The organism is Streptomyces sp. NPDC001407, from assembly GCF_042895325.1.
Classification (GTDB): domain Bacteria; phylum Actinomycetota; class Actinomycetes; order Streptomycetales; family Streptomycetaceae; genus Streptomyces.
The window spans coordinates 119557-146242 of record NZ_JBIAWF010000005.1 but is presented as its reverse complement, the minus strand read 5'-3'; the positions used below and the strand labels follow the sequence as shown (position 1 = coordinate 146242).

General features: G+C 73.6%; 23 protein-coding genes and 1 tRNA gene. 8 read left to right on the top strand and 16 right to left on the bottom strand.

Going from position 1 to position 26686, the window contains the following annotated elements:
• Window positions 1-43: 43 nt before the first annotated feature.
• Together ACFY1P_RS09890 and ACFY1P_RS09885 are read right to left on the bottom strand one after the other, a co-directional pair.
• Window positions 44-1870, bottom strand: a complete 1827-nt coding sequence (locus tag ACFY1P_RS09890) for an AMP-dependent synthetase/ligase (protein ID WP_390750354.1) — start codon at window positions 1868-1870, stop codon at window positions 44-46.
• Between the two features lie 156 nt (window positions 1871-2026).
• On the bottom strand, window positions 2027-2908 hold the full coding sequence (locus tag ACFY1P_RS09885) for a LysR family transcriptional regulator (protein ID WP_390750353.1): 882 nt from the start codon (window positions 2906-2908) through the stop codon (window positions 2027-2029).
• Between the two features lie 85 nt (window positions 2909-2993).
• Here ACFY1P_RS09885 and ACFY1P_RS09880 point away from each other — a divergent pair, with 85 nt between their 5' ends.
• Complete coding sequence (locus ACFY1P_RS09880) at window positions 2994-4004, top strand: bile acid:sodium symporter family protein (protein WP_390750352.1); 1011 nt, start codon at window positions 2994-2996, stop codon at window positions 4002-4004.
• Window positions 4005-4083: 79 nt separating this feature from the next.
• Here the strand turns inward: ACFY1P_RS09880 and ACFY1P_RS09875 are convergent, their stop codons facing one another.
• Together ACFY1P_RS09875 and ACFY1P_RS09870 are read right to left on the bottom strand one after the other, a co-directional pair.
• The gene (locus ACFY1P_RS09875) at window positions 4084-6027 is read right to left on the bottom strand and encodes an exo-alpha-sialidase (RefSeq protein WP_390750351.1); all 1944 of its coding nucleotides are present in this window, start codon (window positions 6025-6027) and stop codon (window positions 4084-4086) included.
• 137 nt (window positions 6028-6164) lie between these two features.
• Entirely contained in the window at window positions 6165-7097 is a 933-nt protein-coding gene (locus ACFY1P_RS09870) for a zinc-binding alcohol dehydrogenase family protein (protein WP_390750350.1), read from the bottom strand.
• 84 nt (window positions 7098-7181) lie between these two features.
• On the opposite strand from ACFY1P_RS09870, the gene ACFY1P_RS09865 reads away from it, so the two are divergent.
• Window positions 7182-7625 (top strand): MarR family winged helix-turn-helix transcriptional regulator, encoded by a 444-nt coding sequence (locus tag ACFY1P_RS09865; RefSeq protein WP_390750349.1) that lies wholly within the window; start codon window positions 7182-7184, stop codon window positions 7623-7625.
• A gap of 9 nt (window positions 7626-7634) precedes the next feature.
• On the opposite strand, the gene fdhD is transcribed toward ACFY1P_RS09865, so the two are convergent.
• Both fdhD and ACFY1P_RS09855 read right to left on the bottom strand, forming a co-directional pair.
• Window positions 7635-8468 carry a formate dehydrogenase accessory sulfurtransferase FdhD gene (gene fdhD / locus ACFY1P_RS09860; RefSeq protein WP_390750348.1) on the bottom strand — a complete coding sequence of 278 codons (834 nt, stop codon included), beginning with the start codon at window positions 8466-8468 and terminating at the stop codon, window positions 7635-7637.
• Between the two features lie 475 nt (window positions 8469-8943).
• The gene (locus ACFY1P_RS09855; RefSeq protein WP_361533372.1) at window positions 8944-10275 is read right to left on the bottom strand and encodes a DUF2254 domain-containing protein; all 1332 of its coding nucleotides are present in this window, start codon (window positions 10273-10275) and stop codon (window positions 8944-8946) included.
• Between the two features lie 106 nt (window positions 10276-10381).
• On the opposite strand from ACFY1P_RS09855, the gene ACFY1P_RS09850 reads away from it, so the two are divergent.
• Together ACFY1P_RS09850 and ACFY1P_RS09845 are read left to right on the top strand one after the other, a co-directional pair.
• A tRNA-Leu gene (locus ACFY1P_RS09850) sits at window positions 10382-10469 on the top strand.
• Window positions 10470-10636: 167 nt separating this feature from the next.
• Entirely contained in the window at window positions 10637-12085 is a 1449-nt protein-coding gene (locus ACFY1P_RS09845; protein ID WP_361533369.1) for an MFS transporter, read from the top strand.
• A 55-nt stretch (window positions 12086-12140) separates the two neighbouring features.
• Here ACFY1P_RS09845 and ACFY1P_RS09840 read toward each other — a convergent pair whose 3' ends face one another.
• The 7 genes from ACFY1P_RS09840 to ACFY1P_RS09810 are packed head-to-tail and all read right to left on the bottom strand — an operon-like array spanning window position 12141 to window position 19055.
• The gene (locus ACFY1P_RS09840; protein WP_361533366.1) at window positions 12141-12689 is read right to left on the bottom strand and encodes a flavin reductase family protein; all 549 of its coding nucleotides are present in this window, start codon (window positions 12687-12689) and stop codon (window positions 12141-12143) included.
• A 25-nt stretch (window positions 12690-12714) separates the two neighbouring features.
• Window positions 12715-13956, bottom strand: coding sequence for an MFS transporter (locus ACFY1P_RS09835; protein ID WP_390750347.1), 1242 nt, complete (start codon window positions 13954-13956; stop codon window positions 12715-12717).
• Entirely contained in the window at window positions 13953-15179 is a 1227-nt protein-coding gene (locus ACFY1P_RS09830; protein ID WP_390750346.1) for an acyl-CoA dehydrogenase family protein, read from the bottom strand. The genes ACFY1P_RS09835 and ACFY1P_RS09830 overlap by 4 nt, the downstream gene beginning before the upstream one ends.
• Before the next feature lie 17 nt (window positions 15180-15196).
• Window positions 15197-16366, bottom strand: a complete 1170-nt coding sequence (locus ACFY1P_RS09825) for an acyl-CoA dehydrogenase (RefSeq protein WP_361534122.1) — start codon at window positions 16364-16366, stop codon at window positions 15197-15199.
• Window positions 16363-16626 carry a phosphopantetheine-binding protein gene (locus tag ACFY1P_RS09820; RefSeq protein WP_361534119.1) on the bottom strand — a complete coding sequence of 88 codons (264 nt, stop codon included), beginning with the start codon at window positions 16624-16626 and terminating at the stop codon, window positions 16363-16365. Before ACFY1P_RS09820 ends, ACFY1P_RS09825 begins: the two co-directional genes overlap by 4 nt.
• A gap of 24 nt (window positions 16627-16650) precedes the next feature.
• Window positions 16651-18216: an amino acid adenylation domain-containing protein gene (locus ACFY1P_RS09815; protein ID WP_390750345.1), complete on the bottom strand. Its 1566-nt coding sequence runs from the start codon at window positions 18214-18216 to the stop codon at window positions 16651-16653.
• On the bottom strand, window positions 18213-19055 hold the full coding sequence (locus tag ACFY1P_RS09810) for an alpha/beta fold hydrolase (protein ID WP_390750344.1): 843 nt from the start codon (window positions 19053-19055) through the stop codon (window positions 18213-18215). The genes ACFY1P_RS09815 and ACFY1P_RS09810 overlap by 4 nt, the downstream gene beginning before the upstream one ends.
• Before the next feature lie 1361 nt (window positions 19056-20416).
• On the opposite strand from ACFY1P_RS09810, the gene ACFY1P_RS09805 reads away from it, so the two are divergent.
• A complete protein-coding gene (locus tag ACFY1P_RS09805) occupies window positions 20417-21424 on the top strand; it encodes a DMT family transporter (RefSeq protein ID WP_390750343.1) in 1008 nt (335 codons plus the stop codon).
• A gap of 15 nt (window positions 21425-21439) precedes the next feature.
• On the opposite strand, the gene ACFY1P_RS09800 is transcribed toward ACFY1P_RS09805, so the two are convergent.
• Window positions 21440-22144, bottom strand: coding sequence for an endonuclease V (locus ACFY1P_RS09800; protein ID WP_390750342.1), 705 nt, complete (start codon window positions 22142-22144; stop codon window positions 21440-21442).
• 169 nt (window positions 22145-22313) lie between these two features.
• Here ACFY1P_RS09800 and ACFY1P_RS09795 point away from each other — a divergent pair, with 169 nt between their 5' ends.
• From ACFY1P_RS09795 to ACFY1P_RS09785, 3 genes are all read left to right on the top strand, one after another.
• Entirely contained in the window at window positions 22314-22613 is a 300-nt protein-coding gene (locus tag ACFY1P_RS09795) for a YciI family protein (protein WP_361535301.1), read from the top strand.
• An 85-nt stretch (window positions 22614-22698) separates the two neighbouring features.
• Window positions 22699-23880: a histidine kinase gene (locus ACFY1P_RS09790; RefSeq protein ID WP_361535304.1), complete on the top strand. Its 1182-nt coding sequence runs from the start codon at window positions 22699-22701 to the stop codon at window positions 23878-23880.
• A gap of 127 nt (window positions 23881-24007) precedes the next feature.
• Window positions 24008-24421, top strand: a complete 414-nt coding sequence (locus tag ACFY1P_RS09785; RefSeq protein ID WP_361535307.1) for an SsgA family sporulation/cell division regulator — start codon at window positions 24008-24010, stop codon at window positions 24419-24421.
• A gap of 29 nt (window positions 24422-24450) precedes the next feature.
• On the opposite strand, the gene ACFY1P_RS09780 is transcribed toward ACFY1P_RS09785, so the two are convergent.
• Complete coding sequence (locus ACFY1P_RS09780; protein WP_390750341.1) at window positions 24451-25977, bottom strand: hypothetical protein; 1527 nt, start codon at window positions 25975-25977, stop codon at window positions 24451-24453.
• A 17-nt stretch (window positions 25978-25994) separates the two neighbouring features.
• The gene (locus tag ACFY1P_RS09775) at window positions 25995-26501 is read right to left on the bottom strand and encodes an inorganic diphosphatase (protein ID WP_361529740.1); all 507 of its coding nucleotides are present in this window, start codon (window positions 26499-26501) and stop codon (window positions 25995-25997) included.
• Window positions 26502-26686: the final 185 nt, after the last annotated feature.

Here is a 26686-nt window from a genome sequence, read left to right as displayed (position 1 = left end):
AATGCGTGCCGCCGCATTCCCGGTTCACCCGTACCGTCGCACGTCACCCCTGGTAGAGCGCCTCCACCTCCCGGGCGTAGGCCCTCTCGACGGCCCGGCGCCTGAGCTTCAGCGAGGGCGTCAGCAGGCCGTGCTCCTCGGTGAACTGGGCGGTCAGTATCCGGAACGCGCGTATCGACTCCGCCTGGGACACCTGGGTGTTGGCCGCCACCACCGCCCGTCGCACCTCGGCCTCCAGCTCCGGGTCCCGCACCAGCTCGGCCGGCTCCCGCCACGGCTTGCCGCGCAGCCGCAGCCAGTGACCGACCGCCTCCAGGTCGAGGGTGACCAGCGCGGCCACGTACGGCCGGTCGTTCCCGACCACGACGCAGTGCGCGATCAGCGGGTGCGACCGCACCCGCTCCTCCAGCGGCAGCGGCGAGACGCTCTTGCCGCCCGAGGTCACCAGGATCTCCTTCTTCCGGCCGGTGATGGTCAGATAGCCGTCCGCGTCGAGCGCGCCCAGATCCCCGGTGGCGAACCAGCCGTCGCGCAGCACCGCGTCCGTGTCCCGCCCGTCGCCGAGGTAGCCGGAGAAGACCTGCCCGCCGCGCAGCCAGATCTCGCCGTCCTCCGCGATGCGCACGGTCGTGCCCGGCACGGGCTGCCCCACCGTCCCGAAGCGGGTCCGCTCCGGCGGGTTGGCGGTCGCCGCGCCGGTGGTCTCCGTCAGGCCGTACCCCTCCAGGACGCTGACGCCCGCGCCCGCGAAGAACAGCCCGAGCTCGCGGTCCATCGCCGAGCCGCCCGACATGGCGTACCGCACCCGGCCCCCCAGGGCCGCGCGCACCCGGGCGTAGACGAGCCGGTCGAAGACCTGGTGCCGCACGCGCAGTGCGGCGCCCGGGCCCGGACCGGTGCCGAAGGCCCGCTCCTCCAGCGCCCCCGCGTACCGCACCGCGACCTCGACGGCCTTGTCGAAGGCGGCGCCCCGCCCCTCGGACTGCGCCGCGCGGCGGGCCGCCGCGAGGATCTTCTCGAAGACGTACGGCACGGCGAGCACGAACGTCGGCTGGAAGGCCCGCAGGTCCGGCAGCAGCGCCGCCGCCGTCAGCTCGGGCTGGTGGCCCAGCTTGACCCCGCCCCGCACCGCCGCGACCTGCACCATCCGCCCGAAGACATGCGCCAGCGGAAGGAAGAGCAAGGTGGCGGCCGTCTCGCCCGGCCGGGAGCGGAAGACGCCCGCGTAGCGCTCGACGACATTGTCGGCCTCCGCCATGAAGTTGGCGTGGGTCAGCACACAGCCCTTGGGGCGGCCGGTCGTGCCGGAGGTGTAGACGACGGTCGCCGGGGTCGAGGCGGTCAGCGCCAGCCGGTGCCGGTGCACGACCTCGTCCCCGATCCGCTCGCCCGCGGCGGTCAGCGCCTCCACGGCGCCCGCGTCCAGCTGCCACAGCCGCGTCAGGCGCGGCAGCCCGTCGACGACGGAGCCGACGGTCATCGCGTGGTCCTCGTGCTCGACGACGCAGGCGGTGACGCCCGCGTCGCGCAGGATCCAGCCGACCTGCTCGGGCGAGGACGTGGGATAGAGCGGCACGGACTGCGCGCCGACCGTCCACAGGGCGAAGTCGAAGAGCGTCCACTCATAGCGCGTACGGGACATCACGGCGACCCGGTCGCCGAACCGGATCCCCTCCGCGAGCAGGCCCTTCGCCAGGGCCAGCACCTCGTCGCGGAACGTCGCGGCACTCACGTCCCGCCACCGGCCGTCCGGGCCCTTGCGGGCGAGCGCGACCTCTTCCGGGTGCTCGGCCGCGCGGTCGAAGACGACGTCCGCCAGTCCTCCGACGTGGGGCGCCGTCACCAGCGGTGGGACGGTGAACTCGCGCAACTGGCCAGCTCCTGCTTGTTCTCGTGACGCTCCGTGCAGCGCCGTGACCGTACCCGATCAGGGTGGGTCCCGAACCCTTTTCCGCACGTCCTTGCGCGGTCCCGGCACGGAATCCCCACGTGGTCTGCGCTTGTCGTCCACCGCGGGAGGCGGGGTTCAGCCCGGGGCCCCGGTCGGCCCCGCGGTCTGGAGGCGGTCGCCGGAGGCCAGGATCGCCGAGGCCAGCGCCTCCGCCGGGCCCCGCGCGGAGGAAAGCGGGCCGTGCAGGAGCACCACGTCGATCCCGCCCAGCTCCGGCAGGCCCGCGCGGGCCGGGATCCGCACCAGGCCCGGCGGGATCATGCCCTGGGTGTGGGCCATGACGCCCAGCCCCGCGCGGGCCGCCGCCACCAGGCCGTTGAGGCTGCCGCTGGTGCAGGTCACCCGCCAGGCGCGGCCGTGCCGCTCCAGCACCTCCAGGGCGCGGGCCCGGGTCACCGCGGGCGGGGGGAAGACGACCAGGGGCAGCGGCCGGTGCGCGTCCAGGCGCAGCCGCTCGCTGCCGATCCACACCAGCCGGTCCCGCCAGACCAGCCGCCCGTGCGGCTCGTCGGGATGCCGCTTGACCAGCACCAGGTCGAAACGCCCGGCCTCCAGCTGCTGGTGCAGCGTCCCCGAGAGGTCGACGGTCAGCTCCAGGTCGACGTCCGGATGGTCGTTGCGGAAGCCCTCCAGGATCTCGGGCAGCCGGGTCAGCACGAAGTCCTCGGACGCCCCGAACCGCAGCCGCCCCCGCAGCCGGGTGCCCGCGAACCAGCCCGCGGCGCGCTCGTTCGCCTCCAGGATCGTGCGGGCGAAGCCGAGCATCGCCTCGCCGTCCTCGGTCAGCTCCACGCCGTGGGTGTCCCGGGCGAACAGCTGCCGCCCGGCCGCCGCCTCCAGCCTGCGCACCTGCTGGCTCACCGTCGACTGCCGCAGCCCCAGCCGCCGCGCGGCCTGCGTGAAGCTCAGGGTCTGGGCGACGGCCAGGAACGTACGCAGCTGCACGGGATCGAACACCCCACCAGGTTATCGCTGTACGTGATAACAGTCAGTGCGGTGAACGGGGTTCCCGATACCGCAGGTCAGAGGCAGGCTGAGAGGCATGCGACGCCCTGCCTTCCTCTCCCGCGTCCCCGTGGACCCCTACATAGCCGCCCTGCTCGGCACGGTCCTCCTCGCCGCCCTGCTCCCCGCCCGCGGCGCCGCCGCACCGGTGGCCGGCGGCACGGCCACGGCGGCGATGGCGCTCCTGTTCTTCCTCTACGGCGCCCGGCTCTCCACCCGCGAGGCGATGGACGGCATGCGCCACTGGCGGCTGCACCTCACCGTCCTGGCCTGCACGTTCGTGCTCTTCCCCCTGCTCGGCCTGGCTGCCCGCGGCCTCGTCCCCTACGTCCTGACCCCGCAGCTCCATTCAGGGCTGCTCTTCCTGTGCCTCGTCCCCTCGACCATCCAGTCGTCCATCGCCTTCACCTCCATCGCGCGCGGCAACGTGGCGGCGGCGGTCTGCGCGGGCTCCTTCTCCAGCATCGTCGGCATCGTCCTCACCCCGCTCCTCGCCGCCCTGCTCCTGGGCAACAGCGGCGGCGGCTTCTCCGCCCACTCCCTCCTGTCGATCGTCACCCAGCTCCTGATCCCCTTCCTCGCGGGCCAGCTGCTGCGCCGCTGGGTGAGCGGCTTCCTCGTCCGCCACAAGAAGGTCATGGGCTACGTCGACCGGGGCTCGATCCTGCTCGTCGTCTACGCGGCGTTCAGCGAAGGCGTCGTCCGCGGCATCTGGCACCAGGTCACTCCCGTACGCCTGCTGGCCCTGGTCGGTGTGGAAGCGGTACTCCTGGCGATCATGCTCACCCTCACCACGTACGGCTCCCGCCGCCTCGGCTTCAGCCGCGAGGACCGCATCGCGATCGTCTTCTGCGGCTCGAAGAAGAGCTTGGCGGGGGGTTTGCCTATGGCTGGTGTGCTTTTTGGGGGGCAGGCGAGTTTGGCTGTGCTGCCGTTGATGCTTTTTCATCAGATGCAGTTGATGGTGTGTGCGGTGCTTGCCAAGAGGTATGCGCGGGGGAACGGGGTGGCTGGGCCGGTGGTGCGGGAGTCGACGGCGCGGGTGTGAGCGCCGCAGGCGCAACGGACCCGCAGCCGGGGGCCCGGGGCGCGAGCCCCGGCGTAGGCGAGCCCCGGGGCTCGCGAAATCAGCGGCGGCCCGCCCGCCCATCCAGCGGCAGCCACACCAAGAGCCCCCAAGCCCCCACCCCGCCATTCCCCCCGCCCAACCGGGAAAGCTCGCGATCCGACAACCCCCGCCCGTACACCCGCACTTCATCGAGCGAACCCCGGAAATACCCCCGCCCGTCCGGCCGCTGCCCCACATGCACACCGAACGTCGACGTGCGGCTCACCGACCCGGCAGCGGCCGGCGCCGACGCCGACGCCCCGTCCACCGTGAGCGTGAGCCGTCCACGCGCCCGCCGCAGCGCGGCGAAGTGCCAGCGTCCGTCGCGGTACGCGCCGGACGACCGCGCCGTCGCCGACCGGGCAGGGCCCGGGCCGGTCACGGCGGTGAGGGAGCCGCTGACGCCCTGGGCGTCGCTGCGCAGGGAGACCTGGGGAGCGCCTCCGACCCCGCCCATCCACAGCAGCGGCTGCTCGCCGCGCGCGGCAGCGGATTGCCTGAACCACAGCACGGCCGTGAAGTCCCGGGTGTCGAGCGGAAGTTCGGGACGGTAGGGCAGTCGCACCGCGTCGTCCGTGCCGTCGAACGACAGCGCTCCACCGAAGCGGCCCTCGACCGGCCGTGCCCCGCCGAGGACGTACGCGCCCGGCGCGCCCGGGGCCCGGTCCGGGGTCGTCGGGTCGGGGCCTCGGCGCGGGCCCAGCCAGTCCTCGGTGAAGCGGGCGAAGCGGATCTCGTCCTTCGCGTCGGCCTTGCCCGCCTCGTAGAGCAGGCCGGCCGTCCCGGGGGAGATGACGGTCAGGTCGGAATAGCCGGACCAGTCGGCGGTGACGCGCCTGCCGCGTTCGGCGCTCTCCCACGTGCGCCCCTGGTCGTAGGAGGACCGGACGGTCATCGCGCGGCGGCGGTCGGGGTCCGCGGGCGTGGACAGCAGCCAGCGGCCGTCGCGCAGCGGCACGACGGACCCCTGCACCATGGGGGCGTAGAGGTCGGGCAGCGCGCTGAAGGGGTGCTCGAAGGTGCCCCCTCCGTCGCGGCTGACCGCGACGTCGCGGTTGCCGAGGTCGGTGCCGCCCTGCTCACGGCCGTTGACGTGGATCGCGCCGTCGCTCCGCTCGGCGAGGGTGAGTTCGGACGGCATCTGGTCGTACGTGCCGTCGGGCGCGATGCGGTGGGTGTCCACGGCGCCCAGCCGCCAGTGCGCGCCCCCGTCGTCGCTGAGGGCGAGCGCGGCGTGGGCGGCGGTGTCCCGGGTGCCGTCGTGGCTCTGGGCGTTGACCCCGACGACCAGGCGGCCGCGGTGCGGCCCGTGGGTGAGCTGGATGCCGTGGCCGGGGCCGGTGGCGTACCACGAGTTCCAGCCGCGCGGCCGGATCTGCCGGGTGATGTCGCGCGGCGGCGACCAGGTCGAGCCGTCGTCGTCGCTGTACTGCGCGTGCGGGGTGCGGTCGCAGGGCACGTCGCAGTTGCCCGCGTCCGGGCGGCCCGCGTTGTAGGTCGTGGTGATCACGATCCGGCCGGTGCGCCGGTCGACGACGGGTGCCGGGTTGCCGTGGGTGTCGCCGTGCCCCTCGTCGACGACCCGCAGCGGCCCCCAGGTGCGGCCGCCGTCGGTGGAGCGCTTGAGGACGAGGTCGATGTCGGTGGCGTCGCCGCAGTTGTGTCTTCGGCCCTCGGCGAAGGCGAGCAGGGTGCCGCGGACCGTGGTCACGAGCGCGGGGATGCGGAAGCAGGCGTAGGGCTCGTCCCCGCTGTCGTCCTCGTCCGCCTCCTGCCCGGCCTTGAACAGCACGCGCTCCTCGAACCCGTCCGCTCCGGTCGCCCCGGCCCGTACGGGCTGGAGCGCGAGGGTGAGCAGCGCGGCGGACAGCGCGGCCGCCGCCGAGCGCGCGGCGGCGCGACGGGGGCCGGGGGAGAGGGAGGTGACGGTGTGTCGGTGACCTGTGCGGGAGAGCGGCGCCATGGCCCGGCCCTTTCGCGTCGAGGCACTGCGGGAGCTGTCGTGACACGCGGGAACCGGGCAGCGCTTCCGCCTCTGCCCGGCCAGCCCGAACGTACGGGGCGAGCCGTGGTCCCACAAGGCGGATTGCGCCAATGAGCTCACACGGGGCGCAGCACCACCTTGCCGAGATTGACGCGCGACTCGATGATCCGGTGCGCCTCGGCGGCTTCCTCCAGCGGGAGTTCGGCGTGGACGCGGGGGCGCAGCCGGCCGGAGGCGAAGAGTTCCCACAGCTCCTGGCGCCACTGCTCCATCAGCGCGGGCCGGTGCCGGGCGACGAGGGCCATCTGGAAGCCGATCGCGGATTTCGCGCCGACCAGGAGGTCGTACGCCTGGATCGTGCCGCCGCCCGAGCTGTACGCCACCAGCCGCCCGCCGGGCGCGAGCGCCGCGAGCGCCGGGGAGAGGAGCTCGCCGCCGACCGCGTCCAGGACGATGTCGACCGGTGCGGCATCGGCGAGCGCGTCGTACGTCACGACCTCGTCCGCGCCCAGCGACCGGACGAAGTCGGCCTTCGCGGCCGAACTCACCGCGCCCACCACCCGCTTCGCGCCGCGCGCCTTGGCGAGCTGTACGGCCAGGTGGCCGACGCCGCTCGCCGCGGCCGTCACCAGCACCGACTCGCCCTCGGCCGGGCGGGCGGCCTCGTGGGCGCCGAGGGCGACCAGGCCGCAGCGCACGAGTGCGACGGCGTCCGTGGCGCTCGCGGAGGCGGGCACGGGCGAGGCCATGGAGGAGTGCAGGAGGGAGTGGTCGGCGTAGCCGTCCGCGAAGCACAGGCCGGTGACGCGGTCACCGACGGCGAAGCCGGTCACCTCCGGGCCGAGGGCGACGATCTCCCCGGCGACCTCGCCGCCCAGGCTCGCGGGCAGCGGCATGCCGCCCTCGCGCACCTTGCGTACGACGGGGAGGGTGACGCCGACGGCCTCGGTGCGCAGCAGGAGTTCGCCGGGGCCGGGGCGGGGGACGTCCGTGGTCTCGACGCGCAGGACCTCGGGGCCGCCGTTCTCGTGATAGCGGATACGACGCATGGGCACCTCACAGGTTTCGTTGGTGGCCCCAACGTATCCCAGTTTTATTGGGAGGCCCAACGTTTTCTTCGATAGGCTCCCGCCATGGCAGAGAACGAGCCCACGCTCAACCGGATCCGCACCCTCCCCAGCTGGCTGCTCAACCGCGCCTCCGCGCGCGGCCGCCGCCTCGTCGGCGAGGCGTTCGCCCGCGAGGGGATGCGCATGCCGCACCACGCCGTGCTGTCCGCCGTCGCCGACCTCGGCCCGGTCGCCCAGGCGGAGCTCGGCCGCACCACGGGCTTCGACCCCAAGGACATGGTCGGCATCCTCAACGACCTCCAGGCCGCCGAGCTGATCACCCGCACCCCCGACCCCGCCGACCGCCGCAAGAACGCGATCTCCCTCACCCCCGAGGGCCACCGGCTCCGGGCCCGCCTCGCGATCCTCGGTGAGGAGGCCAACGAGACGCTCCTCGCCGTCCTCTCACCCGCCGAACGCGAGCAGTTCCTGGCCCTCCTGACCCGCGTAGCCCAGGTGCAGGACTGAGAGCGGGCGTCAGTCCAGCACCACCCGCTGCTCACCCGCGTACACGTTCATCGACGAACCCCGCAGGAAGCCGATCAGCGTCAGCCCGGTCTCCACGGCGAGGTCCACCGCGAGCGACGAAGGCGCCGACACCGCCGCGAGCACCGGTATCCCCGCCATGACCGCCTTCTGCGCCAGCTCGAACGAGGCACGCCCCGACACCAGCAGCACCGTGCCCGACAGCGGCAGCAGCCCCTGCTGGAGCGCCCGGCCGACGATCTTGTCGACGGCGTTGTGCCGGCCCACGTCCTCGCGCACGTCGAGTAGTTCGCCGTCCGCGGAGAACAGCGCCGCGCCGTGCAGGCCGCCGGTCCGGTCGAAGACCTGCTGCGCCGCGCGCAGCCGGTCGGGCAGGACGGCGAGAAGTTCCGGTTCCAGCCGCATGGGTGACGGGCCGTCGGAGACCGGATGCCGCGTGGTCGTCCGTACGGCGTCCAGGCTCGCCTTGCCGCACAGGCCGCACGACGACGTGGTGTAGACGTTGCGCTCCAGCGCGATGTCGGGCAGCGGGACGCCGGGCGCGAGCCGCACGTCGACCACGTTGTACGTGTTCGCTCCGTCGTCGGTGGCCCCGGCGCAGTAGACGATGTTGGCCAGCTCCTCGGCCGTGCCCAGCACGCCCTCGCTGACCAGGAACCCGGCCGCGAGCGCGAAGTCGTCGCCGGGGGTGCGCATGGTGATCGCGAGCGGCTTGCCGTTCAGCCGGATCTCCATCGGCTCCTCGGCCACCAGGGTGTCGGGGCGGGTGCCGACGGCTCCGTCCCGGATGCGGATGACGCGGCGTCGTGCGGTGACCCGTCCCATGGCGATCAGTCCCGGTGCTGGTGGTGGCGGTGGACGCCTCATTCTCTCTGGCGGTCTCTGCTGTGTGGCGTGCGGGTGCGGTGCCGCTTGCGGCGGGCTTTGTTCCCCTACCCCGCCCCTTCCCGAAGCTGGGGCGCTGCCCCAGACCCCGATGCGCGGGTCCATTGCCGCCTGCGGCGGAGAGCGCCCTGCTGGGGGTCCCCCCGGACGAAGTCTGGGGGAGCGTCCTCAAACGCCGGACGGGCTGGTTGCGCGGAGCGTAGTCCGGAGCCTGCGACGCCGGACGGGCTGATTGTGCGGACCGTGGTCCCCATTCCTGCGGCCCGCAGGCTGCGAACCCACGTTCCGTGAAATTCAGCCCGTCCGGCGTTTGAGGACACCGCGCGGAGCGCGGTCAGGGGTCTGGGGCGAAGCCCCAGTTTCGGGAAGGGGCGGGGTAGGGGAACAAAGCCCGCCGCAGGCGAGGCCGACCCCCTCACCCGATCCCCTGCCGGTCCGGCCGCAGGGCGAAAGCCCGGTCCGCCGCCTCCGGCACCCCCCTCTCCACCGCCCTCCCCAAAAGCACGCGATGCCGCCGCAAAGGCGCGCGCCGTTCCTCGGGGGCCAGAGCCGACAGGTCGTCGAGGGCGGCCATCAAGCGCCGGGTCACCTGCGGAGCCGTCGTCGCGCAGCCGCGGATCTCCGCGAAGCCCAGGTCGACGAGGTCCGTCCAGCCGGGCAGGTCCTGGACCAGCCGCACCGTGCCCTTGCGGTCGATGTGGCGCAGGGTACCCAGGGGGCGGCCGGCGACGGTGGCCAGGATCTGCACGATCCGGTCCAGGCACTGCACGGCCGTCGTCGGGTCGTTCACGGCGGGGGACAGGGCGCGCTGCGCGATGTCGGACAGCTGCCGCAGCCCGAACCCCAGGTCCTGGTGGAAGGTCCGCTCCACGCCCACCGACACGGTGTAGCGCAGCGCCCGCGGCGGCGGCACCGTACCGCCGTGCACGGCGAGCACCGGCGTGCCCGGCACCACGAAGTCCCCGATGCGCGGGATGAGCCGCAGCACGACCCCGTACCGCCGGGCCACCCGCACCAGGCGCGCGATGTTCACGTCCCGCAGCACCCCCGCGCGCCCGCGGTGCGCGATCTCGGCCGAGGCGGGGCCCAGCTCGGGTGCCTCGCCGCCCGCCGGGCCGTGCTTGTCCAGCACGCGGAAGGACTCCCAGGCGATGCGGTCGATGACGTGGCTGACCCGCATCAGCCGGATCGTGGAGTTCACATAGGCGACGAACAGCACCAGGCTCACCATGACCATCGCCACACAGGCGATGCTGGAGATGAACGGCACCGTCCGCACCGTCCGGGGATCGGTGTCCCCCTGGTAGGACGCCTGCACCAGCAGGGCGAACAGGAACGTCGCGAGGAAGACCGCGAACGTGCACTTGGTGATCCGGCTACGGACGTAGAGCCGCACCACGCGCGGCGAGAACTGCCCGCTGGCCATCTGGAGCGCCACCAGGCTGATGGAGAACACCACACCGATGAAGGTCAGCATCGCGGACCCCACGGTGGTGATGATCGACTTCGTGTCGTCGGCGAGGTCGATCAGGGAGGAGACGGTGTCGTAGTCGCCGTCCCGCTGGAGGCTCTCGATCAGCAGCCAGTCGAGCTCCAGCGCCACCGCCGCCGTCACCGCGGCTCCCGCCAGCCCCACGGCCGGGGCGAACCAGAACGTGTCCCGCAGATGCTCCCGCAACGGCGACAGCGGCCGCGGCCTGCGCCGCGTGACACCGCTCGCTGTCCTGGTTTGCCCCGCATTGCTCATAAATGGAGCTTATGGCCAGCATTGATACCCAGGTGAAAGGCACTCCGAAACCTTGGTATTGTTGTCCATGTCGCCGCGGGGAACACCCCGCAGAGACAAACACCTGGTCCGGGTGGCGGAATGGCAGACGCGCTAGCTTGAGGTGCTAGTGCCCTTTATCGGGCGTGGGGGTTCAAGTCCCCCCTCGGACACCAGCGAGAACCCCAGCATCTGCTGGGGTTTTTCTGTGTTTGGGAGGCGGTGCGCACCGGCGTGATGGGTGCGTGACCAGCAGCCCAGAGAAATAGCCCTTTTGACCGGAGCCGGTACCTTTGGCCTCTCCGGCAGCAGCCGCCGCTGCGTTCCCAGAGATCCACGAGGCATGAACGTTTCCCTTACCGACCGCATCCAGGGTGACCGGTCCGACCTGACCGGCCACCGGCCCGTCCGGGTGGGCGTGCTCGTCACCGCTCTCCTGACGGCCTGCATCGCCTTCCAGCTCAACGCGAGCATGCTCAGCCCCGCGCTGAAGAGCATCGAGGACAGCCTCGGCGCCAGCTCCGCCGAGATCGGTCTCACCCAGACCGCGTTCTTCACCTCGGCCGCGCTCTTCTCGCTGTTCCTGCCGCGCCTCGGTGACGTCCTCGGCCGTCGCAAGGTGCTGGCCGGGATGCTGGCGCTGATGGCCGTCGGATGCGTCGTGGCCGCGCTGGCGACCAGCGTGCCCATGCTCTTCGTCGGCCGCGTCGTCCAGGGCGCCTCCGGCCCGGTCGTCCCGCTGTGCCTGATCATGCTGCGGCAGGAGGTGACCGAGCCCAAGAAGTACGGCACCCTCCTCGGTGTGATCACCGCGGTCAACGGCGGCATCGCCGGTGTCGACTCCCTCGCGGGCGGCTATCTCGCCGACAACCACGGCTTCGGGTCCGTCTTCTGGGCGATGGCCGTCGTGGCGGTCGTCGCCACCGCGCTCGTCGCGACCCTGACCCGCGAGTCCAAGGTCCCGGCCGCCGACCGGATGGACTGGCCGGGCGTCGGCCTGCTGGTCGTCTCCGTCGGCTCGCTGCTGATCGCGCTCAACGAGGCGGGCAAGCTCGGCGCCGCGAACTGGACGCTCGTCGGCGGCCTCGTCGTCGTCTCCGCCGTCGCCTTCGCGCTGTTCTGGCGGAACGAGGACCGCAGCACCCACCCGCTCGTCGCCACCCGGCACCTGCGCCAGCGCTCGACCTGGGCGACCCTGCTGACCACCGTGCTCACCATGACGGGCGTGTTCGCCGTCATGAACGGCCTGATCCCCGCGTTCGCGCAGGACGCCCAGGCGGGCCTCGGCATGAGCGCCGAGCAGTCCGCCTGGTGGACCCTCACGCCCTACGCGCTGGCCGGACTGGCCATGGGCCCGGTCGCGGGCCGGCTCGCCGCCACCTTCGGCTACGGGCGGATCCTGCGCATCGGGCTCGTCGGGTCGGTCGCCTCGGTCGTCCTGATGATCCTCACCATGCCCGCGCACTCCCGCGTGCTGCTGCTGGTGGCCTCGGTGCTCGTGGGCATCACCTACGCGGGCGTGGCGAACATCGTTCTCAACGGGCTCGGCATCGTGCTGTCCCCGAGCGAGAACCCGGGCTTCCTGCCCGGGCTCAACGCGGGCGCCTTCAACCTCGGCGCCGGTCTCAGCTTCGCCCTGCTGTACGCGGTCAAGACCGCGGTCGCCCCCTCGGACGCGGCGTCGTCCACCGGCTACACCTCCGGCATGATCGCCGGTGTGGTCATCCTGGCCGTGGCCATCGCCACCTCCTTCCTGATCCCCAAGCCGGTGGCGGCAGAAGCGCACGCCTGACGCGTCCCGCTCTCCGGTCCCCGCGGGGGCTGCCCCCGCGGCAGCCCCCGCGCGGTCAAGTCACGGGCCATGTGGCGTACCTGCGCATGCCGTACAGCAACGGCGCCGGGCGCGGCTCCGGCGCCGTGCCCGTACGGACGACCTCGCCCAGCACGACGGTGTGGTCACCCGCCCGCGTGAGACGCGTCACCCGGCACTCCGCCCAGGTGTGCGCGTCCTGCGCGAGGACCGGGAGCCGCAGCCCCGGGGACAGGTGCCAGGGGACCTTCTCGAAGCGGCCCGCGTCCCTGGTGGCGAACGCCTCCGCCGCGCGCCGCCCCGCCCCGTGCAGCAGGTTCACGGCGAACCAGCCGTGCGCCTCCAGCACCGGGAGCGTGCTGCCGGTGCCGGAGGCGCAGACCAGGAGCAGCGGCGGGGCGAGGGAGACGCCGCACCAGGCGGTGCACGCGAAGCCGTACGGCTTGCCGAGCCCGTCCCGCGTGGTCACCACGGCCACCCCGCTGGGATGGGAGGCCATCAGCGCGCGGAAGCCGTCGGGATCCAGGGCGGTGAGCGTGGCCGTGCCGTCGTCGACGGCACCGCTCCTGCCGGATGCGGGTGTCATGGCGGGGTCCTCCCGGATTCGTTGGTCATGACGTCCTCGTCGGGTGTTCTGCCGGGTGTGCCGCCCGGTGTGCCGCCCGGGGCGCGGCCGCCGCCGTGACCGTGACGCTCGCCACGCACAGCACCGTCACCACTCCGGCGAAAATGCCCGCCGCCGTCATCAGCGTGCCGTGCGACAGCAGCACGGCCACCCCCACGACCGGCAGCGTCAGGCCCAGATACGCGGCCACGAAATAGCTGGAGACCAGCTCCGAGACCCGGCCGGGCGGCGCCTGCGACGCCACCAGCGCCAGGCCGGACTTGAAGGACGTGCCCGCGCCCGCGCCCCCGAGCACCGAACCGCACAGGAAGAGCGGCAGCGACGCGGCGGAAAGCCCCGCCACGATCAGCGCGAGCCCGAGCGGCACGCCGATCATGCCCACGCTCAGACCGGTGCGCGGCGGCAGCCGCACCGCGAACAGCTGGGCCGCGCCCGCCGAGCCGAAGGCGCTGAACGCCACCAGCCCGACCGCCAGATGACTGTGGTTGTGCAGCCCCTGGACCAGGAAGTTCCCCGCCAGCGAGGCCAGCAGCCCCAGCAGGGCGAAGGAGGCGAACACCGCGACCGCCGCCGCGGCGAAGCTCCGCCGCGCGGCCGCGGGTACGCCGAGCCGCTGCGGCCGGATCCCGCCGCCGCGCGGCGCGACGGCCTCCGGCAGCCCCGCCAGGGCGAACCCCGGCAGCAGCAGGGCGGCCAGGACCGCGTACGGCAGGGCGGTGGGGGAGGGGGCGTACTCCACCAGCAGCCCCGACAGCAGGGAACCGCTGCCCAGACCGGCCATGTTGGTGACCGACGCGATCAGCGCCGCCCGGGGCCGGTCCGGGTGCAGCTCCGCCAGATAGGCCGTGGCCGCGCCCGTGGTCAGCCCCACCGAGACGCCGGACAGCACGCGCCCGGCGAACAGCCCGGGGAGCGTCGGGAAGACGATGAAGACGACGCAGCTGACCGCGGCCACCAGCAGCGCCGGGGCGAGCGTGGCCCGCCGCCCGATCTGGTCCGACAGTCCCCCGAACAGCAGCAGGGAGACCAGGATGCCGCCCGCGTACGCGGCGAAGACCAGGGCCACGACCGGCGGGGACAGGTGCAGGCGCTGCGCGTACAGCGCGTAGACGGGTGTGGGAACGGTGCCGCCCGCCATCACCACGAACAGCACATACGTGACGACGGGCACAGCGGTGGCGGGCGCGCCTCCGGTGGCGGCCTGCCCGTGCGGGCCGACGGCGCTCACCAGTCGAAGGCCGTCGCGTCGTGGAGGTTGACGCCGAGGGCCGCCTTGCCGAGGTACTCCAGGCACTCCTCCGGTTTGGCGGGCATGACGGAGGCGAACGACGCCTCCCGCAGCAGCCGTTCCAGCGGCTGCGAGCGGCTGAGCGCCGCCGACCCGCAGATGCGGACGGCGTCCTGGGCGAGCGCCGGGCCCACCTCGCCGACGATGTACTTCGCGGCGTGCACCGCGGCGTTGGCCTCCACCGTGCCCCGCGCGCCGTCGATCCGCGCGCCCGCCTCGTGGACCAGCGCCCGCGCCGCGCCGAGCCGCGCGGCCATCCGGCCGAGCTCCCGTCGCAGCACCGGGGAGCCGGCACGGCGGGGCGAGGCGGCGACGTGGTCGGTGGTGAAGCGCAGGACAGCCTCGGCGATGCCCAGATACGCGCCGGTGTAGCCGGAGATCATCCAGTGCGGCTCGCGCACCAGCTTGTACATCGACATGCCCTCGACCCCGAGGAAGAGCCGGGAGCGCGGCACCGGAACGGCGTCGAGGACCATGCTCGCGGTGCTGGTGCCGTACATCGCGGACAGGCTGTGCACCTCGCCGAAGCGGACGCCCGGGTCGTCGGCGGCCACCACGAAGTGCGAGACCTCGCCGCTGCCCTCCGTCCCCTCGGCGCGGGCCGCGACCACGTAGTAGTCCGCCACGCCCGCCAGCGAGACGAACGACTTCTCCCCGGTCAGGATGTAGCCCCGGCCGTCGGCGGAGGGGCGGTGGGTGGTGCGCACCCCGCGCAGCTTGGCGCCGCTGCCGGCCTCGGAGGTGGCGGACGCGAAGATCTTCCGGCCGCCCACCACCTCGCCGTAGAGCCAGGAACGGAAGGCCTCCGCGGCGGGCGGCAGCGGCAGGGTGGCCGACTCGCACAGCGACCCGATGGCGACGTTGTGCATGTTGAAGCCGAGGGCGGCGGCGCCGTTGTGGGCGCCCAGCACGGCCAGCACGCGGGAGTACCCGGCGAAGCCGAGCCCGGCGCCGCCCGCCTCCCGCGGCACGAGCAGCCCCAGCAGGCCCGCGTCCTTGAGGATGCGGTACGTCTCGTGTCCGTCGGAGCGGCCGGCGTCCACGTCGGCGGCCAGCGGCGCGAGGGCCGCGCCCGTCTTCTCGGCGAGTTGGAGGAGTTCTTCGAGGTCGGTGGGCAGGGGCTCGGTGGGTGTGGAGGGTGCGGAAGGTACGGACAGGGCCATGAGGGGCCTTTCGGGAATCAGTTCTCTACGGGAAGGCCGAACTCCCGGGCGACGCCCACGCGCAGCAGGTCGTTCGGACCGGCATAGGTGAGGGCCGCCATGGGGCTGTGCAGGTCCGCGGGGAGTTCGGAGTCGGCGATGAAGGCCCGTACGCCGGAGAGCGCGGTGGCGTGGCCCGTCAGCCGGACGTAGTCCTCCGACACGGAGATCTTGGTGAGCGCCGCCTCGGCGGACAGCCTGCGGGTGGGCGTGCCCGCGTCGAGCCGTGCCGCCATGCCGTACAGCAGGGTGCGGGAGCGGTGCAGGGCGAGCGCCATGTCGCTGACGCGGGCGGCCACTTGGTGGCTGGCGCCCATCCTGCGTCCGAAGTGATCGCGCTCGGACGCCCAGGTGGTGATCCGCTGGAGCGTGAGCCGCATCGGGCCGAGGGCGTAGCCGAGCAGCAGGGCCCGCTCCCAGGTGGTGGTGGAGGAGAGGATGGCGAGGCCGGAGCCCTCCGCGCCGATCCGGTGGCCCGCGGTCAGGCGTACGCCGTCGAGGGCCAGCTCCCCCATGGGCACACCCGGCAGCGCGGTCTTGGCGAACGCGTCGGCGCGGGTCACCCCCGGGGTGTCGACGGGGAAGAGGAAGGCGGTCAGGGCGAACGGCGACCGGTTCTCCTCGGTGCGGGCGAAGACCAGGGCCAGATCGGCCACCGGGGCCGCCGTGATGAAGGTCTTGGCGCCGTTCAGCACATAGCCGCCGTCCGCACGGCGGGCCCGGGTGTCCATCGACAGCGGATCGCTGCCGCCCCTGCGCTCGGTCAGCGCGTGGCACAGCAGGACCCGCCCGTCCTGGAGGCGGGCGAGCGAGCGCCACTCCTCCTCGGGGAGCACCGCGCGCAGGGGGTACTGCATGCCGAAGACCTGGGACGCCAGGGCGTAGACGACCCCCGGGTCGACGCCCGCCAGGCCGATGCCCTCGATCATGGCCAGGGACCGGGTGACGGGGCCGGGCTCCGCCGGCTCCGTTTCGGGCTCCGGCGGGTCCAGCCGCAGCACCCCGAGCCCGGCCAGCGCCTCCCACTGGTCGCGGAAACTCTTGCCGGCCAGCTGCTCGGCCAGGGGCCGGGCCCGGTCGCGGTAAGTGCTCACCACGGCCTCGGTCGCGGTGGGGCCGGTGCGCAGCAGGCGGTCGGTCGCGGTCATCGCGCGGCCCCCGCCCCGGTGTTCGCGAGGACGGCCCACAGGGCCGCGGGGCTGCGGAAGTTGGCCGCGACGATCTCGGTGTCCGGCAGGGTGAGACCGGCCTCGGCGTCGAGGGCGGTGACGATCTGCATGATGGTGAGCGAGTCGAGCAGGCCCAGTTCGAGCAGCGGGGTGTCGGGCAGGAGCCGCTGGGGCTCCTCTCCCCGACCCCAGGTGATCTTGCTGCTGATCAGGGCGCAGAGGTCTTCCACGGTGTGCACGGTCGGGCTCCTTCGGCGGGAGGTTCAGTCGGTGGCGTCGGCGGTGGCGGTGGCAGCGGAGAGCGCGCGGCGGTCGACCTTGCCGCGGGCGTTGACAGGCAGCGAGCCGGTGGTGACGACCCGGTCGGGCAGCATGCGCAGGGGCAGGACGCCGCGCAGCCCCGCGAGGATGTCCTCGGCGGTCGCGGTGGCCTCGGCGTACGCCCAGATCTCGCCGTGGTGCGCGCCGTCCTTGGCGACGACCGCGGCCGCGGTGACCCGCGGCAGGCCGAGCACGGCGCTCTCGACGTCGAGCAGGTCGATGCGGTGGCCGCGCCGTTTGACCTGCGAGTCGCCGCGGCCGCGCAGGAAGACCCGGCCGTCGTCGGTGATCCGGCCGAGGTCACCGGTGGCGTACGCGCGGCGGGGGACACCGTCGCGGAAGACGACGGTGCGCGTGGGGTCGGTCAGCGTCCCGTCCTGGAGATAGCCCTGGAAGACGGTGGCCCCGGCGACGAAGATCTCGCCCTGGCCGTCCGTGGGCCGGCCGTTCTCGTCGAGGACGTCGACGGTGTCGCCCTCCACGGCCCGGCCGATGGTGATCTCCTCCTCGGCGGTCCAGCCGGCGGGCACCCTGCTGTAGGTGCACACATTGGTCTCGGTGGGTCCGTAGAGGTTGTAGAGGGGGATGTCGCCCAGGAGGCCGAGGCAGCGCTGAAGGGGGCGCGGCGGGAAGGGTTCGCCCGCGAAGGCCGCGACGCGCAGCGAGGCGGGGAACCGCTCGGCGAGACCGCCCTGTTCGAGCATGCCCTGATAGAGCGAGGGCACCGCGTAGAAGGCGGTGATCCGCTGCTCCGTGAGCCAGCCGACGACGTCGCGCGGGAAGGCCCGCAGCATGTCGGGCATCAGCACGGCGCAGGCCCCGGCGGCGGCCGTGCTGAACAGGTCGAAGGTCGTGAGGTCGAAGGTGAGCGCGGCCTGCGAGCCGACCCGGTCCGTCTCGGTCAGACCGAGCTCGTCCGCGGCCCAGAGGGCGAAGTGGGCGACGTTGGCGTGGGAGAGCAGGACGCCCTTGGGGCGGCCGGTGCTTCCGGAGGTGAAGAGCACATAGCCGCCGCGGTCGGCCGGGGCGGGCAGCGGCGCGGGCCGGTCCGCTTCGGGCAGGGTGCGGAGCCAGTGGAGGCCGTGCTCCAGCGGGCCCTCCGCCTGCGGGTCCGGCCCCGGCCCCGGCGAGGCGGCCTCCGCCGCGGCCTTGCGGGCACCCGCCAGCGCCCGGCCGGAGGTGAGCAGGACGGAGATCCCCGCGCCGCGCACCATGTGCGCGGTCCGTACGGGCGGGTCCGCCACGTCGAGCGGGGCGACGACCGCCCCGGCACGCAGGCCCGCGTAGATACCGAGGACCGCCGCCGTCCCCTTGGGGGCGTACACGCCCACCCGGTCGCCGGGCGCGACCCCGGCCGCGGCCAGCTGCCGCGCCAACTCATCGACAGTGCGGTCAAGTTCGGCGTACGTCCAGGTGTGTCCTTCGGCGGTCAGGGCCGGTCGGCCGGGGTGGCGGTGGGCGGAGGCGGCGAGCAGGGCGTCCAGGCGGATGTCGGCGGTGTCGCTCATGGGTGTGTCTCCTGGCGCGGCGCGGGGTCGGAGAGGGAATCGGCACGGGAATCGGTGGGGGGCTCGGCCAGGGGAAGGGGCTCGGCCAGGGGATCGGCGAGGAAGGTGCGGACGGCTTCGATCACGTCGTCGGTCCGTTCCAGGTGCGGGGTGTGGCCGCAGCCGGCCAGCTCCAGGCGGCGTACGGGACCGGTCACGGCGCGCTCCGCCGCGTCGAGGTGGGCCATGGTGCCGTAGCGGTCGCGGTCGCCCTGGACGAGCAGGACGGGGGCGGTGACCCCGGCGAGGCCGGGTGTGATGTCCCAGTCGCGGAACCCCGGCGAGAGCCACACCTGGCTCCAGCCGTGGAAGACGGCGCCCGGGTCCTGGTGGTAGAAGGCCAGCTCACGGGCCAGCGGACCGGCTGCGAAGGAGGCGCGCGCCGCTTCGATGCCGCGCAGCGTGCGGTCCTCGACGAAGAGGTGCGGGGCCATCACCACGGCCGCTTCGACGGGGTGCGCGGCCGCGTGCAGCAGCGCGATCGAGGCCCCGTCGCTGTGGCCGACGAGCACGGGCCGGTGCAGGCCGAGCCGGTCGAGGAGCTCGGGCAGGACGTCGAGCGCCTCCTCGTGCATATAACGGGGCGGCCTCGGCAACCGGGCGGGCCCCGAACTGCCGTAACCATGACGGGAGAAGACCAGGGCGCGCCGCCCGGTGGCAGCCGCCAGACGTGCGGGAAAGCGCCGCCACATGGCGATACAGCCGAGTCCTTCATGAAGGAGAACCAGCGGCGCCGCTCCGGGATCGCCGCCGAACACCGTGTATTCGACGGGGCCGCGCGATAACTCGATGGTGGACATCCGATGTCCTCGCTGTGAGTGCCGGTTGGGTGAACAGGGGATCGCCGACCATCGGCGGAACCGATACTTGCTGACGGCAATGTGTCCGTCAACTGCTTTCAGGAGTAAGGGAGTTGAATCCGAAGTGGCGCCGGACACGGTAAACTGCGCGGACCGCGGAATGTGAAATTCCCGCCGCGTGGGGGTGTGGGGAGCCGGTCCGGCGGCGTTCTCCCGGGTGGACGCGCAGGGGGAGTGCGGCCCTCCGTGATCAAGCCGGACATCGCGGTGCGCGCCCTCCAGTTGTCGTGCTCCCTCCCCATTCGAGGCGATCCGGCGGACCGTTCCGGGTCGGTGGACGCCGTCGGGTGAAAGGTGCCACGGCCGCGATAAACCGGTGGCGCCGTACGTTGCGTCGCGGCTATCCTGAACTGCCCTTTTATTTGGCGGAGTCGATGTCATATCGCGCGCACCGGACGTCATTTCCTCGCGAGTCGTCCACGAGCCCCGCCGGGCCCGCCCTGGAGGAATTCCTCAGGGCCCTGGAATCCTCCCCTTCCCGCCGCGCGCGGCTCCTTCTCGCACGGAAGGTGTCGGCGCTCTGTCCGGGCCGATGAATTGCGCGGAAGACGCGGCCCTCGGGGGTGTAGTCGCGGGTCGTAAAATTCCTCACCGTTTCCCGCTCCGCGCGGTGTCCGCCGACGCTCCGGGAGCCGGTGGCGATCGCGGCCCGCGCCAGGAGGCGTGGCCGTCGGGTCGTACGAGGACGTACGCCAGGCGGCGGCAGTCGGCCACCCGTGTGCGTAGCGGTGGGGTGCCCACGCCGCGGGTCCCGCGCTCGGTGAACGCGCGCCCGGCGTCGTTCCGGTGCGTGCGGCGGCCCGGGGCCGATGCCACGGCACCCGTACGTCAGCGGAGGGCGCCGGGCCCGCCGGGGGCGGTGACGGGCGAGTCATACCGGACGGCGAAGGCCGTATCCGGCGGAATGGGCCTGCCCTGGGCCCGCAAGGTGTGCCGGAGCGGGCGCGGCAGCGAGGCGAGCCGCACCCCCGTCGTGCGGGACCTCCCGCCGGCCGACGCCACAGACACGGGCCGCACTCCCGCCCGGAGATAGGGAATCCATAGCTCCGTAACCGGGGGTTCCGGCGCCCGCGCGGAATTCCCTGGGCTGCCCCGGATTCCACGTGCCATTCCGCGCGCCTACTCCCCGGCGAATGGGGAACGGCATTCGGGGACGTCTCGGGGTGGCCCCTACGTGCGCCTGTGGACCCGTACTCCATCTGTAGTACCCGACAGTCCGTTCTCAGGTACGACGACGTCTTGGGCCCGCCGGGGCATGGTGGAGGTATGAAGGGCTTCGGGACGGACCGGCGAGGGGTGACGTGAGCTCGCTGGTGATGTCGGTGCTGCTGTGTCTGGTGTCCGCCCTCTGCTACGCGGGCGCCGCCATCGTGCAGGAGCGTGTCGCCACCACCAGTGCCGGTGGTGCCTGCGGTCCGCTGCGCCACCCGAGCTGGTGGGGTGCCGTGGGGCTGACCGGGGTGGGCGCCGGGCTGCACGTGCTGGCCCTGGCCTACGGCCCGCTCAGCCTGGTGCAGCCGCTGGGCGCGCTCACGATCGTCTTCGCCCTGCCGATGGCCGCCGTGTTCGCCCGCAGACCCGTCGGCGCCGTCGGCTGGCGCGGCGCGCTGCTCGCCACCGGAGGGCTGGTCGCCCTGCTGATGCTGACGGGGTCACCGCGCACCGAGTTCCTCGACAGCGGCGCGAGACCCGTGCTCGCCGCCGCGGGGCTCGGCGCCGTCGTCGTCCTCATGATCGTCGCGCGCTGGGTGCACCGCCCGGCCCCGCGCGGCGTGGTGCTGGCCTCCGCGGCCGGTGTCGCCTTCGGCCTGGGCTCCGTCTTCACCAAGGCCGCCGCCGAGGACTGGACCTCGCACGAGACCGGCTCCCTGCCGCTGGTCCTGGCCGGCGTCGTGGTCTTCGCCTCGGCCGGACTGCTGCTCTCCCAGACCTCCTACCGCGGCGCCGGTCTCGCCGCCCCGCTCGCCACGCTCACCGTCGTCAACCCCGTGGTGGCCGCCGCCATAGGGATAGCGGTGCTCGGCGAGGGCTTCCGCTACGGCCTGGCCGGCGGTGTGCTGGCCGCCGTGGCCGGTGCGGTGGCCGCGAGCGGCGTGATCACGCTGACGGCGCGCGGCGCGGACCGCGCGCCGTCGGGCCCGGCCTCCCTGCCCGCCGCGCGCGGTCCCGTCCCGGGAGGGCCGGGCCACGGGCCTTCCGGCGCGACCCCGTCGCGGCTGTGGCGGGCGGCCCCGGCCCCCGGCCGGGCCGGCTTCACCGCGTGCGACCGGCGGCCCGCGATGCGTTCGGGCTCGTCCCCGGGGGACTGAGCCTCCCCGCGGGGCCTACAGACCCGCGGCCGCCGCGCGCAGAGCCGTACGGCACAGCGCGTCCGCCGCCCGCGTCGTCTCCGGTAGCCGGAAGTCACGCGCCAGCCGCAGGGTGAACCCGCAGGCGTGGTCGAGGCTCACCCGGTGGCCGACCGACACGAAGACCGGCTTCACACCGGCCCGCGTGCGCACCGCGCGGCCGACCTCCTCCTCGCCGTCCAGCAGCGGCGAGGTGTCACCGCGCGACGGTCCCGGCTCGGCGTGGCGGAAGGTGAAGGGATTCTTGGCGACGCCGATCGTCGGCAGGCCCGTCAGGACGCCGAGGTGGCTCGCCAGACCGAACCGGCGCGGGTGCGCGAGCCCGTAGCCGTCGCAGACCACCAGGCCGGGCGTGACCGGCAGCCGCTCCAGCGCGGCCAGGACGGTGGGGATCTCCCGGAAGGCGAGCAGCCCGGGGACGTACGGGAAGGCGATGCGGCCGACCGCCGTGGCCTCGGCCACGACCGCCAGGGTGCCGCTGTCGAGCGCGACGGCCGCCGCCGCGACGAGGTCCCGCTCGTCGTCGTAGGCCACGTCCACGCCGACGGCGATCAGGGCGGCGTCGGGGGAGGGGCCCGGTTCGTCCCGCACCACCCGGCCCCGCAACTCGTCCTGGACGGCGGTCGCTTCCGCCTCGGTCGTGGGCCAGCCCGCGGGCAGCTCGTCAGGTGTGTCGCTCATGGTGGGCCCAACGCTACCGGCCGGGTGCGCCCAAGCAGGCCGGGCCCTGAAGGGGCGCGGGGAACTGCGCGACCAGCCACAATGGCGCCGCAGACGATTGACGGCCCCTCGCGGCACTCCAAGCGGAGCGCCGAGGCGTCGCCGGGCCCGCGAGCGTAGCCTGTGGATCATGTTCGTACTTGAGCTGACCTACATCGCGCCGATCGAGCGCATCGACGCCGCCCTCGCCGAGCACGTCGCCTGGCTCGACGCGCACTACGCCTCGGGCGTCTTCATCGCCTCCGGGCGCAAGGTCCCGCGCGACGGCGGGGTCATCCTCGCCCTCGGCGACGACCGCGCGAAGATCGAGGAGATCACGAAGAGCGACCCGTTCATGGTGGCGGGGGTGTGCGAATACTCGATCACGGAGTTCATCGCGACGAAGACGGCGCCGCCGCTGGAGCCGTACCGCCAGGAGTTGCCGTCCTGAACAGTCAAAGATTCATCCTTTCGGCCCATGGCGGGTGGCTGTAAGGGCGATCCCCCCGCCCGGGGGCCGCTCATAACGTGAACGCATGGCCCCCATAACCCTGCCTTCGTCCCCCGGCCGCCCTCCCGCCCCCCGGCCGTGGCGCCGCCACGGGTGGCTGCTGGCCGGGCTGTGCGGGCTGTGGATGGCCGAGGGGCGGCTGCTGAGCCGGGGCGCCGCCTACCCCGGCCAGGCCGGCGGGCACCACGCGCACCTGGTGGTCTGGTGCGCGGGCCTGCTGGTCGCCGCGTGCGTGCTGCCGTGGGCCGCGCTCGCCGTCCGCGCGGTGGCCGCCGTCGTCGTCTCCTGGTCGGCGACCGGCTATCTGCTGACGGTCGGGGCGCACATGCCCGTGTGGGGGCTGACCGAGGGCGCGGCGCTGCTCGTCCTGCTGGCGCTGGTCGCCTGGCGGGCGCCCGTACGGGTCGCCGTGCCGCTGGGGATCGCGCTGTCCGCGGGCGTGCTCGCGGCGCCCGTACGGGACGCCGACGCGCTGAGCACCACCGTGGTCGCCTACTCCCTCGTCGTGGCCGGGGTCGCCGCCCTGGGGCTGTGCCTGCGCTACCGCGACGCCGAACGCGCCAGGCTCGTGGCCGCCGCCCGGGAGGCCGAACGGCTTGAGCTGGCGGGTGAGTTGCACGACTTCGTCTCGCACCACGTCGCCGCGATGACCCTGCTGGCGAAGGCCACCGGCTCGCTGGCCAGGGACGAACGGGTCGCTGCCTCGCTGCGGGACATCGAGGAAGCCGGCGGCGAGGCGATGACCACGGCCCGACGGCTGCTGCGCGTGCTGCACCAGGACGAGGCCCACCGCGAGCCGCTGCCCGGCCTGGACCGGATCGCGGAGCTGGTCGACGACTTCTCCCGCACGAGCGGTGCCCCGCGCGTGTCCCTGCACGTCGACCCCTGCTTCGACGCCGGGCTGGCGCCCGAACTGGCCGCATCCGTCCACCGCATCGTCACCGAGGCCCTGGCCAACGTCGCCAAGCACAGCCCCGGCGCATCGTCGGTGGAGGTGGAGCTCCGGGACGCGGGCCCGCGCCTCTTCGTCTCCGTGCGCGACGACGGCCCCGGCCCGCAGCACGCCCGCCGCACCCCCGAGGACAGTGGCGGGCTGGGGCTGGTGAGCCTTATCGAGCGGGCCGACGCGATCGGCGGCTCGCTGACCGCCGGGCCGGTGCCGGGCGGGGGCTGGGAAGTGCTCGCCGTGCTGCCGGTCCAGCACTGACACGAGTGGGAGTGACGCAGGTCACATCGGATTCATGCGGCTGACGTAATCGATCCGCCGTCTCTCCAGAAGAAGCAGAGAGAGGCCCGGACCCGCACCACCCACCCCGACCGCAAGGGAGCACGCGTTGTCCACCGTCATCGACCAGGCTGTCCAGGCACGACTGATCGCATCGGCCCCGAAGGACCGCGCCGTTCCCGCGCAACTCCGATATGTGCCCTCCGACCCCTTCGCCGTGCATATCGCGTTTCCTCCCATGGCCTCCCTCGACGGGGCGGACGTGGCATGGGCGTTCGCGCGCGAACTCCTGGCCTGCGGGCTCATCTCCCCCGCGGGCGGAGGCGACGTGCACGTCTGGCCGTGCGGCCCGGACCGCACCGTGCTGGAGTTCCACGCCCCCGAGGGCATCGCCATGGTCCAGATCGCCACGGCCGAACTCCGCCGCTTCCTGGCCCGCTCCTACGCCCTCGTCCCCGCCGGCGCGGAGTCCGCCCACCTCGACCTGGACGCGGACCTGACGACACTGCTGCGGGAGGCGTAGCCCGCCCGGCGCCGCGGTCCGGGCCCCGGCTACGGCGCTACGTAGGCCACCCAGTCCGTGCCGCGCAGCGGGTGGGGCCGCCAGCCGCGCGCGTACGGCGGCAGATAGCCGTCGGCCGGGTCGTACAGCACGGCCATCGGCTCCCGGGCGGCGGCGCGTTCCAGCGCCGCCGTCGTGGTCGACCGGTTGTTGCCCATCGTCTGCGCGGACGCGCACCCCGCCTCGTAGGCGATCGGCTGCGCCCGTGGCCCGCTGACCAGGCACGGCGCCCGCAGGCCCAGCCGCTCCAGGCCGTCCGCGGCGCGGCGGTAGCGCACGGTGGTGTCCCGCGCGTCCGCCGTGTTCGCCCGCAACTCCTCCCACTGGACGGTGAGGTGCGCGCCCAGCACCGCGCACAGCAGCACGGCCACGCCCGTGCGGGCCCGGCCCTCGCGCGCGGACCGGAGCGCGTGGGCCGCGACGCCGGCCACCGGCAGGGCGGCCAGCGCGTACGCGGGCAGCAGGAAGCGCGGCGCGGAGTAGTCCAGCAGGAGCAGATAGGGCACGGCGACCGACAGCGCGCAGGCCACGGGCAGCAGGGTCACGGCCCTGTGGCGGCGGGCCCGCACTGCCAGCGCGCAGGCCGTGGCGGTGAGGACGGGGAGCAGCAGCCACCACAGCGAGTGGGTCAGCGGCGGCGCGGCGATGTGGCAGGGGCGGCAGAGCAGCGGCCCGTCGAGCCCGCGGTAGGCCGCGGACAGCCCGCCGCCGAGGTGCGCGCCCATGCCGCCCTCGGTGTCGCTGGAGATGTCCAGCCGCCGGCCGATCCCGCCGAAGCGGACGTACGCCTCGACCGTCCACTGCGCCCCGCCCAGCGCGAGCCCGCCGAGAACGGCCGCCACGGTGCTCAAGCGCCGCCACGCGCGGACGGTCGCGCAGGCCACGAGCAGCGGCAGCGCGAGCCAGACGCCGTCCGGCGCGCGGAAGAGGGTGGCGGCGGCCAGCGAGAGGGCGAGGCCGGCGAGGGCCCGGCGGCGGCCGGCCTCGGCACGGGTGCGCAGGAACCAGCCGACGGCGGCGACCGCGGTCAGCGCGACCCAGAGGTTCGGCATGACCTGCGGACCGCTGAGGACGGTGATCCACAGACTGCCGAGGAGCGCGGCCGCGAGCGCGGGTCGCAGCCGCCCGAGCAGCGGCTCCCACACCTTGAACGCCGCGTACAGCGCCGCCGACGACAGCAGGACGAGCGCCACGCGCACGGCGAGCGGGGAGGACGTCACGGCGGCGACGGGAGCGACGAGGAAGGTGATGCCCCGGGAACGGGGAGCGCTGAAGAACGCGGCGGGGTGCCGGGGGTCGACCTGGGAGAGATAGACGGTCTCGTCCCAGCCGAGGTTCATGTGCGCCACCGCGTAGCAGAGTTGGGCGATGCCGTAGAGGAGCGCGACGGCGGCGAGCGGCGGGATCCGCCGCACCGGCGCCCGGCCCTCGGGCGCCGGCCGGTCCTGAAGGAGGGGGCCGGGCAGCCGAGGGGGCGCCGTGCGCGCGCGGTCGGTGTGCCGTTCCGTGGGGGCCATGCCCCCTTCTACCGTACTTACGGCCGCTGTTGCCCCTTCTTCGTGGCGGCCGCCCGCTCGGCCGACGCGGCGATCTCCGCCTCCGCCGCCGCACGGTCGGCCCAGCATGCTCCGCTGTCGACGGATTTGCCGGGTTCGAGCTCCTTGTAGACCTCGAAGAAGTGCTGGATCTCCAGCCGGTCGTACTCGGGCAAGTGCCGCAGATCTCTCATGTGTTCATGGCGCGGGTCGTTCGCGGGCACGCACAGCACCTTGTCGTCCTCGCCCTGCTCGTCCCTCATTCGGTACATCCCGATCGCGCGACACCGGATGACCACCCCGGGGAAGGTCGGCTCACCGGCGAGCACCAGGGCGTCGAGGGGCTCGCCGTCCGCGCCGAGGGTGTCCTCGACGAAGCCGTAGTCCGCGGGGTAGCGGGTGGAGGTGAACAGCAGCCGGTCCAGGCGGATCCGGCCGCGCTCGTGGTCCATCTCGTATTTGTTGCGGCTGCCTTGCGGGATCTCCACGACGACGTCGAAGTCCACGGGTGCCCTTCCCTTTGGCGGTCGGCCGGCTTCCATGGTGGCGCGGGGAGAGGCGGCGCACCATGGTTCGGACCGGGGTGGAGCGGATGTCGGTCGCAGGCCGCGTTGCCGGCCCGGCCGGCCTTTGAGACCGCCCGCCGCAGGTGAAACGGACCCGCGGTCAAAAATCACCGCTCAGCCGACGT